Origin of the sequence: Bradyrhizobium sp. Rc3b (assembly GCF_900114915.1) — a bacterium.
Classification (GTDB): domain Bacteria; phylum Pseudomonadota; class Alphaproteobacteria; order Rhizobiales; family Xanthobacteraceae; genus Bradyrhizobium.
Map to the genome: position 1 here is coordinate 352,104 of NZ_FOUS01000003.1, position 14,184 is coordinate 366,287.

Sequence of the window (14,184 nt, forward strand, 5' to 3'; positions counted from 1 at the left end):
CCTCGGTTTAGGAAGCCGATGAATCATCCTTGCGCGGCAGCATGCCCATGCGCTCGAATTGCCAGCGCATGGCGCGATACCAGAGATAGCCCACCGCCGCGCCGCACAGGGCCAGGATGATCACGTTGGCGCTCGAGAACGAGCCGCTCCACCACATCATCCACGCGGTCCACAGCAGTGTGAGGACAATGGCACCTGCTTTCAGAGGAAGAAGGGGGCGGCTCATGGGTCGTGCTCCGGCTGTCAAAACCCCGGCACACATCATTGCAGGAGGAGACGCCCCCGTACCGTGAGCCAGATCACGGAATGAATTACCCTAGCCCACTAACCGAAGCGCAGCCGCGAGCGCTCCCTGGCCCTTTCCGCCTCGACCTCACGGTCCCGCGCCGGCGCATGGGTGTGCAGCGAGGTCAGGAGATTTCGCGCGGCCTGTGAGACCTCGGCCACTGCGCGGTCGAACGCCGCCTCGTTGGCCTGCGACGGCTTGTTGAAGCCGGACAGTTTTCGCACGAACTGGAGCGCGCTGGCATGGATTTCATCCTCCGTCGCCGGCGGCTCGAAGTTGAACAGCGTCTTGATGTTGCGGCACATGCAGGGGCCCCGGATGTTTCCTTGAAGACGATCGGCGGAGCCGAAATCCTACATCCTTCTGTGCATTTCTGCTAAGTCCCGCCGTAACGCGGCCGCCGACCATGAGCCGCAATGGGGAGAAAAGCATGAAGGCTTCCTGCGCCGCACTGTCGGCTGCCCTCCTGTCCTTTTCAATCCCGGTCCTGGCCGCGGATTATCCGGCACCGAAGCAGGGCGACTGGATCGCCAGGGATTTCAAGTTCCACACCGGCGAGACCATGGCGGAGCTGAAGCTGCACTACACCACAATCGGCGAGCCCTCCACCGGTGCTGGTGCTGCACGGCACGGGCGGCTCGGGCGCAAGCATGCTGTCACCCGCCTTCGCCGGCGAGCTGTTCGGCGCGGGGCAACCGCTCGACGCCTCCAAATACTACATCATCCTTCCCGACGGCATCGGTCATGGCAAATCGTCGAAGCCCTCCGACGGGATGAAGACGAGCTTCCCGAAATACGATTACGACGACATGGTCGAAGCGCAGCATCGCCTGGTGACGGAGGGCCTCGGCGTCAAGCATTTGCGGCTCGTCATCGGCAATTCGATGGGCGGCATGCACAGCTGGCTGTGGGGCGCGAAATAATCCGAACGCGATGGACGCACTGATCCCGATGGCCTCGCAGCCGACCGAGATGGCGTCGCGCAACTGGATGCTGCGGCGGATCATGCTCGACACCATCCGCAACGACCCGGACTACAATGGCGGCAATTACACCAGCGAGCCGCGCATGATGAAATATGCCATCACCGCCTACGGCATCGCCAGCATCGGCGGCACGCTGGCCTACCAATCGCAGGCGCCGAACGCGGCCAAGGCGGACAAGATCGTCGACGACCGGCTGGCGGCGCCGATCACGGCGGACGCCAACGACTTCGTCTACCAGTGGGAGTCCTCGCACGACTATAATGCCGGCGAGAAGCTGGAGGCCATCGAAGCATCGCTGCTGCTGAATTCCGCCGACGACGAGCGCAACCCGCCCGAGACCGGCATCACGGACGCTGCCATGAAGCGGGTCAAGAACGGCCGTCTCTATTTGATCCCGGCGAGCGGCGAGACGCGCGGCCACGGCACCACCGGCAATGCGAAATTCTACAGCGAGCAGGTGCGGCAATTGCTGGAGAGCACACCGCAGCAAACGATCGAATCGGCGCGCCGCTGATTTTGCAGCGCATCATGTGCGGCACTTCGGAGCCGCATATTATTTGGGCATGCAATGCGCTGACAGCTCGGGCTTAATCGCGTCACCGATGGAATCGACGCGAGCAAGACTCGCGCGCGAATAGCGGGACGCGACGAGGAGGGATCGCATGCACAGGCTCGCACTGTGCGTTTGGCTGGTCGCGATGACGGCGCTGACCAGCGCCGCACTCGCATTCGACAATGGGCAATACGACCACATCCCGCCCGATATCCGCGCCTGGTTCAAGAGCGTGATCGCGCCGAACGGCGTGCCCTGCTGCGACGTCTCGGACGGCCATCGCACCGACTACGATGTGCGCAGCGGCGCTTATTGGGTGCCGATCGAAGGGCAGTGGATGGAGGTGCCGGAGCGCGCCATCATCCGCGACCGGGGCAATCCGGTCGGCCAGGCCGTGGTGTGGTACGTTCGCCACCGCGGCGCCATCATCATAAGCTGCTTCGTGCCGGCGGACGCCGTGTAATGCGTCTTTATCGATTCCATTGGCTGGAGGCGGCCCGATCGGCTAGCTTGCCGCCAAGCTGAAGCGGAGGCATGCCGTTGACCGATCTTTGCGCCGAAGACCTCGCCACCATCTATGCCAAGCCGAGCCCGCGCGTGATCGCGAAAGCGCGGCCCGCGATCGATGCGCATGCGAAGAAGTTCATCGAGATGTCGCCGTTCTGCGTGCTCGCGACGTCGGGCGCGGACGGCAGCGTCGATGCCTCGCCACGCGGCGGCGGCACCGGCTTTGTCCACGTCGCCGGTCCCAACCAATTGCTGATGCCTGACCGCTCCGGCAACAACCGGATCGACAGTTTTCGCAACGTCGTCGAAGGCTCGGGCTTCGTGCACCTGTTGTTCTTCGTGCCCGGGATTGACGAAACGCTACGCGTCGGCGGACGCGGCACGCTGTCGGCCGATCCGGATCTGCTCGTCGCGATGGTCGAATTCGGCAAGCCGCCGCGGGCGGTGCTGAACGTCGCTGTGAGCGAAGTCTATTTCCATTGCGGCAAGGCGCTGATGCGCTCGAAGCTGTGGTCGCCAGAGAAAGTGCAGCGCTCGGTGATGCCCAGCATCGTCACGGTCATTCACGACCAGACTGGCCTCGGCGAACCGGCGAGCCAGGAAACTGTGGAAGAGATTTACAAGACGCAGTTGTAGTTGGGACGACAATCACGGTGTCGTCCCGGACAAGCGCAGCGCAGATCCGGGACCTCCGCGCGAGCGCTTGCGCTCGTCGCGATAACCACAGGGAGTGGTTTTGCGAAGACTAACAGTGAAGAACTCGTGCCCCGGTGCTCATACCGGCGCATCCAGATAGATCACGCGGTGGGTCCCGGCCTTCGCCGGGACGACACCGAGTATGCAGCGATGCCCGAGCTTAATGCCCCTCGCCCTCGAGCCCGCCGACGTGCTTCTGGGTGTAGAGTTCAAGGCCGATGCGGCCGATCAGGTCGAGCTGGGTTTCGAGGAAGTCGATGTGGTGCTCCTCGTCGCTCATCAGCTTCTCGAACAGGTCACGCGTGACGTAGTCCTTGGCGCCGTGGCAGTAGGTCGCCGCTTCCTGGTAGAGCGCACGCGCGCTCATCTCGGCAGCGAGGTCGCACTCGATGATCTCCTTGACGTTCTGGCCGATGCGCAAGGGATCGAGCACCTGCATGTTCGGAAAGCCGTCAAAGAACAGGATGCGCGCGGTGAGCTTGTCGGCGTGCTCCATCTCCTCGATGGACTCCTTGCGCCAGACCTTGGCCATGTCGAGGAGGCCCCAATTGTCGAGGAAGCGGTAGTGCAGCCAGTACTGGTTGATCGCAGTCAGTTCGTGACGCAGTGCCTTGTTGAGATAGTCGATGACTTTTGCGTCGCCCTGCATGGTTCACTCCAGCTCTTGCAGTCCAAATCGGCCCAAAACCGAATTTAGAATGCTTCTAAGTCAGTTTACGAATGAGGGCAACTGGCTACGGCGGCGCAGCCGGGGAAAAGCTCAGCTGAGCTGGCGAAGGCTTTCAGCAGGCCGCGAGGGCAAACTGGGCGGGCTCGGCCGCCTCGTCATTGGCAGCCACGGTGTGGTTGTGCGGGCAGCCGGCACAGCAGGACTGGGCGCAAGGGCCGAGAGCTTCGTCGATGATGGTCTTGATCGTCCGGGCGCAGCGGCCGCATTCGGCGCTACAGCCGAGGCATCCATAGACCTGCTTGGCATGGCGCACGGCGTCGTCGGACTCGGCGACGGCGGCGCGGATGTCGTCATCGCTCAGCACGTTACAGGAACAAACGATCATGGAAGCGGCAGGCCCTTCGTGATGCGTCATCATCGATATTTAACGGGCCCGCCGGATGCAAAAGGAAAAAGCGGTATTTGAAGCTATTCCAAACTGGCCCAAAAGCAGCCTAGAACGGCCCTAAATTTCAGGGTTGCGCTGGATCAAGATTGGAGCGGATCTAATCGCCGCCACCGCCTCCCCCACCGTCACCGCCGCCACCGCAATCGCCGCCACTGCTGCCGCTATCGCTGCTGGAACAGCTGCCGCCGTCGGCCGGGCTGCCCGAACTGTCGCTGGAAAACCAGCTTCCCAGCGAGAAGCCGTTATTGCTGCCCGAATAGGTGTCGCCGCTGCTGCTGCCGTCGCCGCCCGCCCCGGCGCGGGAGCGCCGCTGGCCGCGGTTCTGAAGATGGGTGATCCAGCCGTAACCGATCGCGGACACGACCCCGGCAGCAATCAATGCATTGATCATCGCGTTGCCCATCATCGCCTCCCTGGCCGGGCCTGAGGTCCATATCAATTGGTCGCCCGCCCCCAAGGTGCCGTTCATTGATCATTCAAGCGAAGTATGGAACTCTGCCCCCAAAGGGTTCCCGCGTGTTCGTACGAAAGGTCAAGCCAATGAAGAAGCTGCTCGTGACGGTCGCCGCCGTCGCCTCCCTGGCCGTTGCGGCCGGATCCCCGGCCCATGCCCAGCGCGGCGTCGCGGCGGGCGTGGCGGCCGGCATCGTCGGCGGCGCCATTGTCGGCGGCGCGCTGGCCTCTCCGTATTACTACGGACCTGGCCCCGGCTATTACGAACCCGGCTATTACCCGCCCCGTTACTATGCGCCGGGTCCGGGCTATGTCTCTGACGACTATTACGGCGGCGGCTGCGTCTGGCAGAAGCAGCGCTTCTGGGACGGCTATGCCTGGCGGGCCCGCCGCGTCAGAGTCTGCGGCTGAAGCGACTCGAACCGGTCCATCGCGACTGCTTCGCTGGCCGGTTCACTACGGGTGCCCCGTTCATCTCCGGGCCTGAAAAAGACCGCTTTTTCTCGTCACAGCTCCGTGTGCGTTTACCGTGGGTTGACCAATTGCGCGCTTCCTAGCTGCACGGCCAATTCCATCAGCGTGTGCGTGAACCTTTGAAACCCGGGCGCCTCTAACAAGAGGAACCCATCTCCCAGGAGAGCCCTGAGCATGAAGAAGACTCTTGTTGCCGCCCTCACGGTTGCGACGATCGCCGGTTCGCTGGTGACTGCCGCTCCGTCCGCCAAGGCGCATGACGGCAGCATCGGCGCCGGCATCGCGGCCGGCCTGATTGGCGGCGCGATCGTCGGCGGCGCCATCGCGTCGAGCCGTCCGGCCTATGGCGGCCCCGTTTACGTCGCCGAGCCCGGCCCGCCGCCCCCGCCCTGCTACTGGCAGCGTCAGCGTTATTGGGACGGTTACGGCTGGGTCGTTCGCCCGGTTCGCGTCTGCTACTGATCTGATCGCACCGGCGCATCCGCGCCACGATCGAAGCCCGGCCGAGCATCTCGGTCGGGCTTTTTCTTTTTGATGAAACGCTATCGCGCCGCCTGGATCGAACGCAGCACCTCTTCGCTCGGCCAGCAATCGACCTTGAGGCCTGCCGACTTCTGATAGGCGCCGAGCGCGGCGCGCGTCTGCATGCCGGCCTTGCCGTCAATCTTGTCCTTGTAGAGCCCGACGCGCGTGAGCCCACGCTGCATGGTCTCGACATCCCTGGTGCGCAATTGCTTCGAGGCCGCCCATGGCGTTGCGAACGGCAGCGGGCTCGTCATGCGGTCGGCAAGGTGGCCGACGAACAGCACGTAGAGATCGGAGAAATTGTATTCCTTGATGACGAAGTAGTTCTTCGTCGTCAGGAACGAGGGGCCATAGATGCCTTCCGGCTGCAGCAGCGAGGCCGGCTGCGCCTGTTCAGTAGCGCTCAGCTTCTGCCCGCGCACCGGCACAAAACCTTCGCGCAACCACTGGCCGATCGGCTTCGTCACCTCGGGCACGCCGGTGGTGCAATCGACCTTCGCGGGTGCTTGCACCTCGTACGCCCAGCGCACGCCGCTCTGCCAGCCCTTGTTGACGAGTTGCTGCGCGGCCGAGGCCAGCGCGTCCGGCACCGAATGCCAGATGTCGATGCGGCCGTCGCCGTCGAAATCGACGCCGTGCTTGTAATATTCGGACGGCAGGAACTGCGTCAGCCCGGTGGCGCCCGCCCAGGACGAGCGCATGTCCTTGCGCGTCACCACGCCTTCGCCGAGGATCTTCAGCGCGAGGATGAACTCGGTGCGGTATTGCTCCTTGCGGCGCCCGACATAGGCCTGCGTCGCCAGCACACGGACGAGATCGTAAGGCAGCGTGTAGCGGCCGTAATCGGTCTCGCGGCCCCAGATCGCGAGCATCACGGTTGCCGGCACGCCGGACTTCTTCTCGATCTCGCTCAGCGAGGCGCGATATTTCTGCAGCAGCCGCTGCCCCTCGCCCGCAAGCCGCGCGATCGAGGCTTCCTTGACGTAATCGGCCGGTACCTGCACGAACTCGGCCTGCGACGGCCCACCTAGCGCGGGCCTTCCGGGCAAGATCAGATCGGGCAGCTTGTAGTCGGGCTCGAGCCCGCGCGTCTGCTCGTCGAACGTCTTGCGCGAGACGCCTTCTGCCTGCGCCTCCGGCCACAGCGAGGCGATGAACTGGGTGAAGGCGGCATCGGCGGCGCGCGCGGACGTCCAGCCGCAGGTGACCACGATCACCGCAGCGATGAGCGCCCGCCGCATCATGCCGAAATCACCGCGTCAGCTTCTTGTACTTCACGCGGTGCGGAATGATGCTGTCCTGGCCGAGCCGGCGCATCTTGTCCTTCTCGTAATCCTGGAAGTTGCCTTCGAACCATTCGACGTGGCTGTCGCCTTCGAAGGCCAGGATGTGGGTCGCGATACGGTCGAGGAACCAGCGATCATGGCTGATGATCACAGCGCAGCCGGCAAAATCCTCCAGCGCCTCTTCGAGCGCGCGCAGCGTGTCGACGTCGAGGTCGTTGGTCGGCTCGTCGAGCAGCAGCACGTTGGCGCCGGACTTCAGCATCTTGGCGAGATGCACACGGTTGCGTTCGCCGCCGGAGAGCGCGCCGACCTTCTTCTGCTGGTCCGCGCCCTTGAAGTTGAAGGACGAGCAATAGCCGCGCGAGTTCACTTCCTTCTTGCCGAGCAAGATCAGCTCGTTGCCGCCGGAGATCTCCTCCCACACGTTCTTGCTACCGTCGAGCGCGTCGCGCGACTGGTCGACATAGCCGAGATGCACGGTCTCGCCGACCGTGATCGTGCCCTTGTCCGGGGTCTCCTGCTTGGTGATCATCTTGAACAGCGTGGTCTTGCCGGCGCCGTTGGCACCGATCACGCCGACAATGCCGCCCGGCGGCAGCTTGAAGGTGAGATCGTCGATCAGCAGGCGATCGCCATAGCCTTTGCTGAGGCCTTCGAAATCGACCACATTGGCACCGAGCCGCTCGGCGACGGGAATGATGATCTGCGCGGTCTGGGTCTGCTTCTCGCTCGCCTGCTTGAGTAGCTCCTCGTAGCGCTGATAGCGCGCCTTGGACTTGGCCTGGCGCGCTTTCGGCGAGGACGCGACCCATTCCTGCTCGCGGGCAATCGTCTTCTGGTGCGCGGCGTCTTCGCGTCCTTCCTGCTCCAGCCGCTTCTGCTTCTGCACCAGCCAGGACGAGTAATTGCCCTCGTAGGGAATTCCCTTGCCGCGATCGAGCTCGAGAATCCAGCTCGTGACGTTGTCGAGGAAGTAGCGATCGTGGGTGACGATCAGGATCGCGCCGGGATAGTTGCGCAAATGCCCTTCCAGCCACGACACCGACTCCGCGTCGAGATGGTTGGTCGGCTCGTCCAGCAGCAGCAGATCGGGCTGGTCGAGCAGCAGCTTGCACAGCGCGACGCGGCGGCGCTCGCCGCCGGAGAGCTTGGTCACGTCGGCGTCGTCGGGCGGGCAGCGCAGCGCGTCCATGGCCTGGTCGACCTTGCTGTCGAGATCCCAGAGGCCCTGGGCCTCGATCTCGTCCTGCAGCTTGGTCATCTCGTCGGCGGTTTCCTCGGAGTAGTTCATCGCCAACTCGTTGTAGCGATCGAGGATGGCCTTCTGCTTGGCGACGCCCAGCATGACGTTCTCGCGCACGCTCAGTGCCGGATCGAGATGCGGCTCCTGCTCGAGATAGCCGACACGGGCGCCCTGCGCGACCCAGGCCTCGCCGTTATACTCCTTGTCGAGGCCAGCCATGATCTTGAGCAGCGTCGACTTGCCCGAGCCGTTGACGCCGAGCACGCCGATCTTGGCGTCCGGGTAGAACGACAGATGGATGTTATCGAGCACCTTCCGGGTCGGGTAGCTCTTGGTCAGGCCCTGCATGAAATAGATGAACTGGCGCGCCATAGGTCCCGAAAACCTTCGATTTGAGGAAATTTGCTTCGCCGCCGATGTAACGATCCCGCCCCCAAAGGGCAATGTTTTCCGTCCGTTCACCACGGATGAATACGGGACGGACACCATCCGGCCACCGATCCGGACAATTGAAACCATCTTTTAATAAATCAGGCCGAAAGCTCGGTTTCGCGCGGAAACAGCGCCACCCGCTCAGAACGAACGGGAGCACAGCGAGGCCGCATCATGGCTCTGATCGAGACCAACTCACTTCCTGTTCCGGCAGAAGCCGGCCACGTCTCCGGGCTCGTCTCGGAGGTCGCGGGGTTCTGGAAGCGCTTCTTCGCCACCGCCTTCAATCCCTACCGGCCCGAGCTGCACTACATGCGTGGACCCGGTCCCGCCTGGCGCGCCAAGCACGGCATGGATGCGCCGTTCCGGCTCAAGCCCCGGGATCTCTGAGCGCCTCCTTCCTATCGGACTTTTGAAGACGCAAGCGGCTTGCGCGCCGTCCTGATTGCGCGCAACCATGGCCTGGTTCCGACGGCGGCGCTCGCCCAGCGCCCTCACCTCTCGCCATCAACTCTGGCCCTGGATGAACGCTGATGAGCCGGCTGCGCTGTGCAATTCTCGACGACTATTTCAACCTCGCGCTCGACGTCGCCGACTGGCAGAAACTGTCCGACCGCCTCGACGTCACCGTGTTCAGCCATCCCTTCGCCTCCGAGCAGGCAGCAGCCAGCGCGCTGGCTGATTTCGAGATCATCTGCGCGATGCGCGAGCGGACGGCCTTCCCGAAGAGCCTGTTCGAGAGCTTGCCGAAGCTGAAGCTGCTGCTCACGTCAGGCATGCGCAACGCCGCGATCGACATGGAAGCCGCAAAGGCGCGCGGCGTCACCGTCGGCGGCACGCAATATTCGCGCGATCCCACAGCGCCCCTCACCATGGGGCTGATCCTGGAGCTGACCCGCGGCATCGGCCGCGAGAACGCGCGCATGCATGCCGGCGAGCCCTGGCAGACCTTTGCCGGCGTCGAGATCGAGGGCATGACGCTCGGCATTGTCGGGCTCGGCAAGCTCGGCAGCAGGATGGCCGGGATCGCCAAGGCGTTCGGCATGAACGTGATCGCCTGGAGCCCGAACCTCACGCCGGAGAAATGCGCGGCCGCCGGCGTCGGCTACGCCACCAAGGAGGAGCTGTTCGCCAAGGCCGACATCGTCACCATCCACGTGGTGCTCAGCGAGCGCTCGCGTGGTTTGGTCGGCGCTGCAGATCTCGCGCGGATGAAGCCGACGGCCTTCCTCGTCAACACCGCGCGCGGGCCGATCGTGGACGAGCAGGCGCTGCTCGAGGCCTTGCAGCAGCGCAAGATCGCGGGCGCCGGCATCGACGTGTTTTCGGTCGAGCCGCTGCCGGTCGACCATCCCTTCCGCAAGCTCGACAACCTCGTGCTGACGCCGCATCTCGGCTACGCCACCTCCGACGGCCTGCGCATCCATTACGGCCAGATGGTCGAGGCGATCGATGCCTTCACCAAAGGCAGCGAGCTGCCGCGCAAGCTGGCCTGAATGACCAAGCTCGCCTGAATGACAAAGGGCGTGCCGATGGCACGCCCTTTAGCAATCTGAATATTCGCGGCGCGCTTAGCGCACGGTGACCGGTGCAGGCAGCGGCGGCACGACCGTCGGCTGGGTGCCGGGGACCGGACCAGCCTGGGCGGCCATCGGAGCCGGACCGGCGGCAGGACCGGGCGCCGGCGCAGCGGACGCCGTCGCCGTTCCCGGCGGCGGGCCACCGGGCATCACCACCACGCGGGTGCCGACCTTGACGCGATCGAACAGGTCGGAGACGTCCTCGTTCAACATGCCGATGCAGCCGGACGAGACGAACTTGCCGATGGTCGAGGGCTGGTTGGTGCCGTGGATGCGGTAGACGGTCGAGCCGAGATACATCGCGCGGGCGCCGAGCGGATTGCCAGGGCCGCCGGCCATGAAGCGCGGCAGATAGGGCTGGCGCTCGATCATCTCGGTCGGCGGATGCCAATCCGGCCACTCGGCCTTGCGGGTGATCTTCTGCACGCCGGTCCAGGTGAAGCCGTCGCGGCCGACGCGGACGCCGTAGCGGATCGCGCGGCCATTGCCGAGCACGTAATAGAGATAGGTGTTGGGGGTATCGACCACGAGGGTGCCCGCGGGCTCCTTGGTCTGGAACGCGACCTCCTGGCGGCGCAGGTTCTGCGGCAGCTGCACCGGCGCAGCATCGGGCTGCTCCTCGGGCGGCAGCGCGGCCATCGTCATCGGTCTTCCATCGGTGCCGACGGGCGGCTGGCCGGCCTGGACCGTACCGGTCGCGGCGGGACCACCAACGGCTTCCGGCGGACGCATGCCGTCATTGGCGGGGGCCTGACCTTGACCCGGGCGATTTGCGTAGATCACCGGCGGCGGACCGGCGGGCCGGCCGTAGCGGGGATCGTCGGGCGACATCACGGGGCCCTGCGATGGCGCGGCCGAATAGACCGGCGGAGCGCCAGCCGGACGGCCATAACGTGGATCATCCGGCGACATCACCGGACCCTGCGGCGGCGCGGCCGAGTAGACCGGGGGAGCGCCGACCGGACGGCCATAGCGCGGATCGTCGGCCGGGCCGGGCGGCGGCAGCGATGCCTGCGGCATCGCGTCGTCGTCATCGTCCAGCGCGTCGAAATTCGGCGTGCGGTCGCCGGGCCGATATTCGGCCGGGGCGCCGTAGCTCGGTGCCTGCTGAACCGGATAGCTTTGAGCCTGCGCGAGCGAGGTTCCCGCCGCAGCGACTGTCGCGGCAGCGCATATCGTCAGAAAGTGTTTGATCATCATCGCTCTTGTATAGTCCCCAAGCCCGATCGGACCGTTAACGGCCAGATGGCCGAAGATAGCGGCACATTCAAGACATATCAGGCTTATTTGCGCCGGACCTGCCGATTTGTGATCCGCAAGACTACCGTTGCCCCGTTGCATCACGGGGCGGAAATCGGCTCATGGCGTCAATTGCCGGAGTCCTCGGCCCGTTTTTTGCGGAACGGGTCGGAATCGTTGCGGTATGTTCGAATCAGCCTGATTCGCCGCCCATTTGAGCTCCCGATCCCCGCGTGGCGAACGCGGCAAACAGTACCGTCACCGCGTTCAGATGGCTCTTGGGCCCTGGCTTCTTCGCCGCCGGGGCGGAAATTCGCAACCGCTCGATGCTTCCCGGCTTTCGCTTCCTGTTTGCCGCGATCCTGCTGTCAGTCTCCATCCTGGTGTTCGGCCTGGGCGCCGCCGCACTGCTGCGGGCGAGCCATGAGCAGTATGTCAGCAATCCCTCCTGGCGGAACGGCCCGCAGGAGCAGGTGTTCGCGCAGGCTCCCGAGCCGGCCCAGCCGGTGCTCGCGGTCCTCCGCGCCGAGCCGGAGCTGACCGCCGAGCCCGAGCCGTCGCTGCGCGACCGGGTGCCGACCATTGGACTGCCCGAAAGCGAGCCCGAGCAGGTCGCCGCCCTGACGACCGAGACCGAGGCTCAGCCCCAGGTCGCAGCACCTCCGGCTGATGTCCCCGTCGCCGAACCGGCCAAGGCCGAGACGGCAACGGAGACCGCAGTGCCGGCACCCGCCGATACACTCACCCCGGCCGACACCACGGCGTCGATCCCCGCGGCCGAGCCTGCCGCGACCGCCAGCGAGCCGGCGCCGGTCGATCCCAGCGCGGCCCTGGCCTCTTCCGCACTCGATGCCGCCTCGGCCAAGCTGGCCGCTCTGAACGAGCCGGCGACGACGGCCGTGAAGGATGCGCCGGCGAAGGCCAAGACCGAGAGCAAGGCTGATAGCAAGCCTGACGACAAGGCGACCAAGCGCAAGGCGAAGGCGAAGAAGCGACACCGCGTGGTGCGACGTCCGCCGCCTCAGCAGTTGCAGCAGCAGCTCGATCCGTTCGGCCAGCCGCAGACGTTTGCGACGACGACCACACGCACGCGGTGATCTTACTTCACCTCTCCCCGCTTGCGGGGAGAGGTCGGAATGCGCGCGTAGCGCGGATTCCGGGTGAGGGGGTACAGGTCACTCGATCGTCTCATCGTGTGGACAGAGGCCCCTTACCCCAACCCTCTCCCCGTAAGAACGGGGCGAGGGAGCGCACCGTCATCGTGGCGCTCACGCCGGCCCGGTCGCGATCGGCGGGCCTTTTTCCTGGCCCCATTCCGACCACGAGCCGTCATAGAGCGCGGTGTCGGTGATCCCCAGGCGATAGAGCGCCAGCGTCAGCACGCCGGCCGAGACGCCCGAGCCGCAGCTTGTCACGATCGGCGCATCGAGCTTGACGCCGGCGCTCGTGAAGGCGGCGCGCAGATCCTCGAGCGGCTTCATCGTGCCCGTCGCCGCATCGAACAGCAGATTGTAGGGCACGTTGCGCGCGCCGGGGATGTGGCCGGAGCGGATGCCCGCCCGGGGCTCGGGCGCACGGCCCTCGAAGCGGTCGGCGGCGCGCGCGTCGATCACCTGCTCGGCACGGCTTTCGACATTGGCGATCAGCTGCTGCATGCTGCGCACGCGCTTCGGATCGTAGCTCGCCTTGAACGTCGCCGGCTTCGGCTTCACCTCGCCGCTCTCGACCGCTCGCCCCTCGGCGCGCCACTTCTTCAAGCCGCCATTGAGGATGCGCACATTGTTATGGCCGAAGGCCAGGAGCATCCACCAGGCGCGGGGCGCTGCGACCCAGCCGCCGGCATCGTAGAGCACGACGGTGTCGGCGTTGGAGATGCCGAGAGTGCCGATGTCACGGCCGAACTGCTCGGCGCTCGGATACATGTGCGGCAGCGGGTTGGAATGATCCGACACCGCATCGACGTCGAAGAACGCAGCGCCCGGCAGGTGTGCGGCGAGATAATCATCCTTCGGCAGCGGCAGCACGCCCGGCAGCTTGAAGCTGGCGTCGAGCACCTTGACGTTGGCATCGTTGATGTGGGCAGCGAGCCATTCGGTGGAGACGAGGGGGTCGGTGGCGCTGGTCATGCGATTTCTTCCTTGTCATTCCGGAGCATGCGCCGCGCGAGCGAGACTGAAGCAGCGCGCGTCGCACTCCTCTGTCATCGCCCGGCCAGTGCGCAATTGCGCACTAGGAACGGGCGATCCAGTATTCCAGAGGCGGTTGTGATGGAACCGAGAGGCCGCGGCGTACTGGATTCCCCGCCTTCGCGGGGAATGACAGCAGAGCCCGGAGAGATAGCGGAGCACCCCTCACCCCTTCTTCTTCGGCTCCCACTGCTCGGTCGGCCCGCCGGCATCGCGCCAAGCGGCGTAGCCGCCGGCGATGTGGGCGACGGGCTTGAGGCCCATGTCCTGCGCGGTCTTGGCCGCGAGCGCGGAGCGCAGGCCGCCGGCGCAGTGGAAGACGAACTTCTTGTCCTCCTGGAAGACCGGCTTTGCGTAGGGGCTCTGCGGATCGATCCAGAATTCGAGCATGCCGCGGGTGCAGGCGAACGCGCCGGGGATGCGGCCGTCGCGCTCGATCTCGCGGGGGTCGCGGATGTCGACGATGACGACATCGCCGTTCTTGGAGATCTCGATGGCATCCTTGGCGTTGAGCGTCTCGATCTCGGCATTGGCCTCGTCGATCAGCGCCTTGATGCCTCGGGTGATGTTTTGGGGCATGTGGTTCTCCCTCTTGTTACGTCATCGTCCCCAAGCGAACT

Annotated in this window: 17 protein-coding genes and 1 pseudogene; 8 read left to right on the plus strand and 10 right to left on the minus strand. The window is 65.1% G+C overall.

Annotation, left to right across the window (positions count from 1 at the left end; all coding sequences use genetic code 11):
• Positions 1-7: 7 nt before the first annotated feature.
• Both BM190_RS08495 and BM190_RS08500 read right to left on the minus strand, forming a co-directional pair.
• Positions 8-226, minus strand: a complete 219-nt coding sequence (locus BM190_RS08495) for a hypothetical protein (protein WP_026202044.1) — start codon at positions 224-226, stop codon at positions 8-10.
• A gap of 98 nt (positions 227-324) precedes the next feature.
• A complete protein-coding gene (locus BM190_RS08500) occupies positions 325-591 on the minus strand; it encodes a DUF2277 domain-containing protein (protein WP_018318604.1) in 267 nt (88 codons plus the stop codon).
• Between the two features lie 125 nt (positions 592-716).
• On the opposite strand from BM190_RS08500, the pseudogene BM190_RS08505 reads away from it, so the two are divergent.
• The 3 genes and pseudogenes from BM190_RS08505 (at position 717) to BM190_RS08515 (ending at position 2,968) form a co-directional block, all read left to right on the plus strand.
• A pseudogene (locus BM190_RS08505) lies at positions 717-1,786 on the plus strand (alpha/beta fold hydrolase).
• A gap of 148 nt (positions 1,787-1,934) precedes the next feature.
• Positions 1,935-2,288, plus strand: coding sequence for a hypothetical protein (locus BM190_RS08510; RefSeq protein WP_028145598.1), 354 nt, complete (start codon positions 1,935-1,937; stop codon positions 2,286-2,288).
• A gap of 77 nt (positions 2,289-2,365) precedes the next feature.
• The gene (locus BM190_RS08515) at positions 2,366-2,968 is read left to right on the plus strand and encodes an MSMEG_1061 family FMN-dependent PPOX-type flavoprotein (protein WP_092253988.1); all 603 of its coding nucleotides are present in this window, start codon (positions 2,366-2,368) and stop codon (positions 2,966-2,968) included.
• Positions 2,969-3,188: 220 nt separating this feature from the next.
• Here the strand turns inward: BM190_RS08515 and bfr are convergent, their stop codons facing one another.
• From bfr to BM190_RS08530, 3 genes are all read right to left on the minus strand, one after another.
• Complete coding sequence (gene bfr, locus BM190_RS08520) at positions 3,189-3,677, minus strand: bacterioferritin (RefSeq protein ID WP_008556076.1); 489 nt, start codon at positions 3,675-3,677, stop codon at positions 3,189-3,191.
• A 133-nt stretch (positions 3,678-3,810) separates the two neighbouring features.
• Complete coding sequence (locus BM190_RS08525; protein ID WP_018318601.1) at positions 3,811-4,083, minus strand: (2Fe-2S)-binding protein; 273 nt, start codon at positions 4,081-4,083, stop codon at positions 3,811-3,813.
• Between the two features lie 160 nt (positions 4,084-4,243).
• Complete coding sequence (locus tag BM190_RS08530; protein WP_092253565.1) at positions 4,244-4,552, minus strand: hypothetical protein; 309 nt, start codon at positions 4,550-4,552, stop codon at positions 4,244-4,246.
• A gap of 134 nt (positions 4,553-4,686) precedes the next feature.
• Here BM190_RS08530 and BM190_RS08535 point away from each other — a divergent pair, with 134 nt between their 5' ends.
• Positions 4,687-5,010: a hypothetical protein gene (locus tag BM190_RS08535; protein WP_092253567.1), complete on the plus strand. Its 324-nt coding sequence runs from the start codon at positions 4,687-4,689 to the stop codon at positions 5,008-5,010.
• 237 nt (positions 5,011-5,247) lie between these two features.
• Entirely contained in the window at positions 5,248-5,535 is a 288-nt protein-coding gene (locus tag BM190_RS08540; protein ID WP_018318597.1) for a hypothetical protein, read from the plus strand.
• Between the two features lie 80 nt (positions 5,536-5,615).
• Here BM190_RS08540 and BM190_RS08545 read toward each other — a convergent pair whose 3' ends face one another.
• Both BM190_RS08545 and ettA read right to left on the minus strand, forming a co-directional pair.
• Positions 5,616-6,842 carry a lytic murein transglycosylase gene (locus tag BM190_RS08545; RefSeq protein ID WP_092253569.1) on the minus strand — a complete coding sequence of 409 codons (1,227 nt, stop codon included), beginning with the start codon at positions 6,840-6,842 and terminating at the stop codon, positions 5,616-5,618.
• Positions 6,843-6,849: 7 nt separating this feature from the next.
• Positions 6,850-8,499 (minus strand): energy-dependent translational throttle protein EttA, encoded by a 1,650-nt coding sequence (gene ettA / locus BM190_RS08550; RefSeq protein WP_018318595.1) that lies wholly within the window; start codon positions 8,497-8,499, stop codon positions 6,850-6,852.
• A gap of 234 nt (positions 8,500-8,733) precedes the next feature.
• Here ettA and BM190_RS08555 point away from each other — a divergent pair, with 234 nt between their 5' ends.
• Together BM190_RS08555 and BM190_RS08560 are read left to right on the plus strand one after the other, a co-directional pair.
• The gene (locus BM190_RS08555) at positions 8,734-8,949 is read left to right on the plus strand and encodes a hypothetical protein (protein WP_018318594.1); all 216 of its coding nucleotides are present in this window, start codon (positions 8,734-8,736) and stop codon (positions 8,947-8,949) included.
• Between the two features lie 143 nt (positions 8,950-9,092).
• Positions 9,093-10,055 carry a D-2-hydroxyacid dehydrogenase family protein gene (locus tag BM190_RS08560; RefSeq protein ID WP_092253571.1) on the plus strand — a complete coding sequence of 321 codons (963 nt, stop codon included), beginning with the start codon at positions 9,093-9,095 and terminating at the stop codon, positions 10,053-10,055.
• 75 nt (positions 10,056-10,130) lie between these two features.
• Here the strand turns inward: BM190_RS08560 and BM190_RS08565 are convergent, their stop codons facing one another.
• The gene (locus BM190_RS08565) at positions 10,131-11,336 is read right to left on the minus strand and encodes a L,D-transpeptidase family protein (protein WP_177237003.1); all 1,206 of its coding nucleotides are present in this window, start codon (positions 11,334-11,336) and stop codon (positions 10,131-10,133) included.
• 368 nt (positions 11,337-11,704) lie between these two features.
• Here BM190_RS08565 and BM190_RS08570 point away from each other — a divergent pair, with 368 nt between their 5' ends.
• Complete coding sequence (locus tag BM190_RS08570) at positions 11,705-12,475, plus strand: hypothetical protein (RefSeq protein ID WP_177237004.1); 771 nt, start codon at positions 11,705-11,707, stop codon at positions 12,473-12,475.
• A 171-nt stretch (positions 12,476-12,646) separates the two neighbouring features.
• On the opposite strand, the gene sseA is transcribed toward BM190_RS08570, so the two are convergent.
• Both sseA and BM190_RS08580 read right to left on the minus strand, forming a co-directional pair.
• On the minus strand, positions 12,647-13,504 hold the full coding sequence (gene sseA, locus BM190_RS08575; protein WP_092253577.1) for a 3-mercaptopyruvate sulfurtransferase: 858 nt from the start codon (positions 13,502-13,504) through the stop codon (positions 12,647-12,649).
• Between the two features lie 225 nt (positions 13,505-13,729).
• The gene (locus BM190_RS08580; protein ID WP_018318589.1) at positions 13,730-14,143 is read right to left on the minus strand and encodes a rhodanese-like domain-containing protein; all 414 of its coding nucleotides are present in this window, start codon (positions 14,141-14,143) and stop codon (positions 13,730-13,732) included.
• Positions 14,144-14,184 lie beyond the last annotated feature (41 nt).

Excerpts from the sequence above, each read along its gene's own strand:
- sseA (WP_092253577.1), bottom strand. The coding sequence starts at position 13,504 with ATGACCAGCGCCACCGACCCCCTCGTCTCCACCGAATGGCTCGCTGCC.
- bfr (WP_008556076.1), bottom strand. The coding sequence starts at position 3,677 with ATGCAGGGCGACGCAAAAGTCATCGACTATCTCAACAAGGCACTGCGT.
- BM190_RS08555 (WP_018318594.1), top strand. The coding sequence starts at position 8,734 with ATGGCTCTGATCGAGACCAACTCACTTCCTGTTCCGGCAGAAGCCGGC.
- BM190_RS08500 (WP_018318604.1), bottom strand. The coding sequence starts at position 591 with ATGTGCCGCAACATCAAGACGCTGTTCAACTTCGAGCCGCCGGCGACG.
- BM190_RS08525 (WP_018318601.1), bottom strand. The coding sequence starts at position 4,083 with ATGATCGTTTGTTCCTGTAACGTGCTGAGCGATGACGACATCCGCGCC.
- BM190_RS08530 (WP_092253565.1), bottom strand. The coding sequence starts at position 4,552 with ATGATGGGCAACGCGATGATCAATGCATTGATTGCTGCCGGGGTCGTG.
- BM190_RS08560 (WP_092253571.1), top strand. The coding sequence starts at position 9,093 with ATGAGCCGGCTGCGCTGTGCAATTCTCGACGACTATTTCAACCTCGCG.
- BM190_RS08565 (WP_177237003.1), bottom strand. The coding sequence starts at position 11,336 with ATGATCAAACACTTTCTGACGATATGCGCTGCCGCGACAGTCGCTGCG.
- BM190_RS08510 (WP_028145598.1), top strand. The coding sequence starts at position 1,935 with ATGCACAGGCTCGCACTGTGCGTTTGGCTGGTCGCGATGACGGCGCTG.
- BM190_RS08545 (WP_092253569.1), bottom strand. The coding sequence starts at position 6,842 with ATGATGCGGCGGGCGCTCATCGCTGCGGTGATCGTGGTCACCTGCGGC.
- BM190_RS08495 (WP_026202044.1), bottom strand. The coding sequence starts at position 226 with ATGAGCCGCCCCCTTCTTCCTCTGAAAGCAGGTGCCATTGTCCTCACA.
- BM190_RS08540 (WP_018318597.1), top strand. The coding sequence starts at position 5,248 with ATGAAGAAGACTCTTGTTGCCGCCCTCACGGTTGCGACGATCGCCGGT.
- BM190_RS08570 (WP_177237004.1), top strand. The coding sequence starts at position 11,705 with ATGCTTCCCGGCTTTCGCTTCCTGTTTGCCGCGATCCTGCTGTCAGTC.
- ettA (WP_018318595.1), bottom strand. The coding sequence starts at position 8,499 with ATGGCGCGCCAGTTCATCTATTTCATGCAGGGCCTGACCAAGAGCTAC.
- BM190_RS08580 (WP_018318589.1), bottom strand. The coding sequence starts at position 14,143 with ATGCCCCAAAACATCACCCGAGGCATCAAGGCGCTGATCGACGAGGCC.
- BM190_RS08535 (WP_092253567.1), top strand. The coding sequence starts at position 4,687 with ATGAAGAAGCTGCTCGTGACGGTCGCCGCCGTCGCCTCCCTGGCCGTT.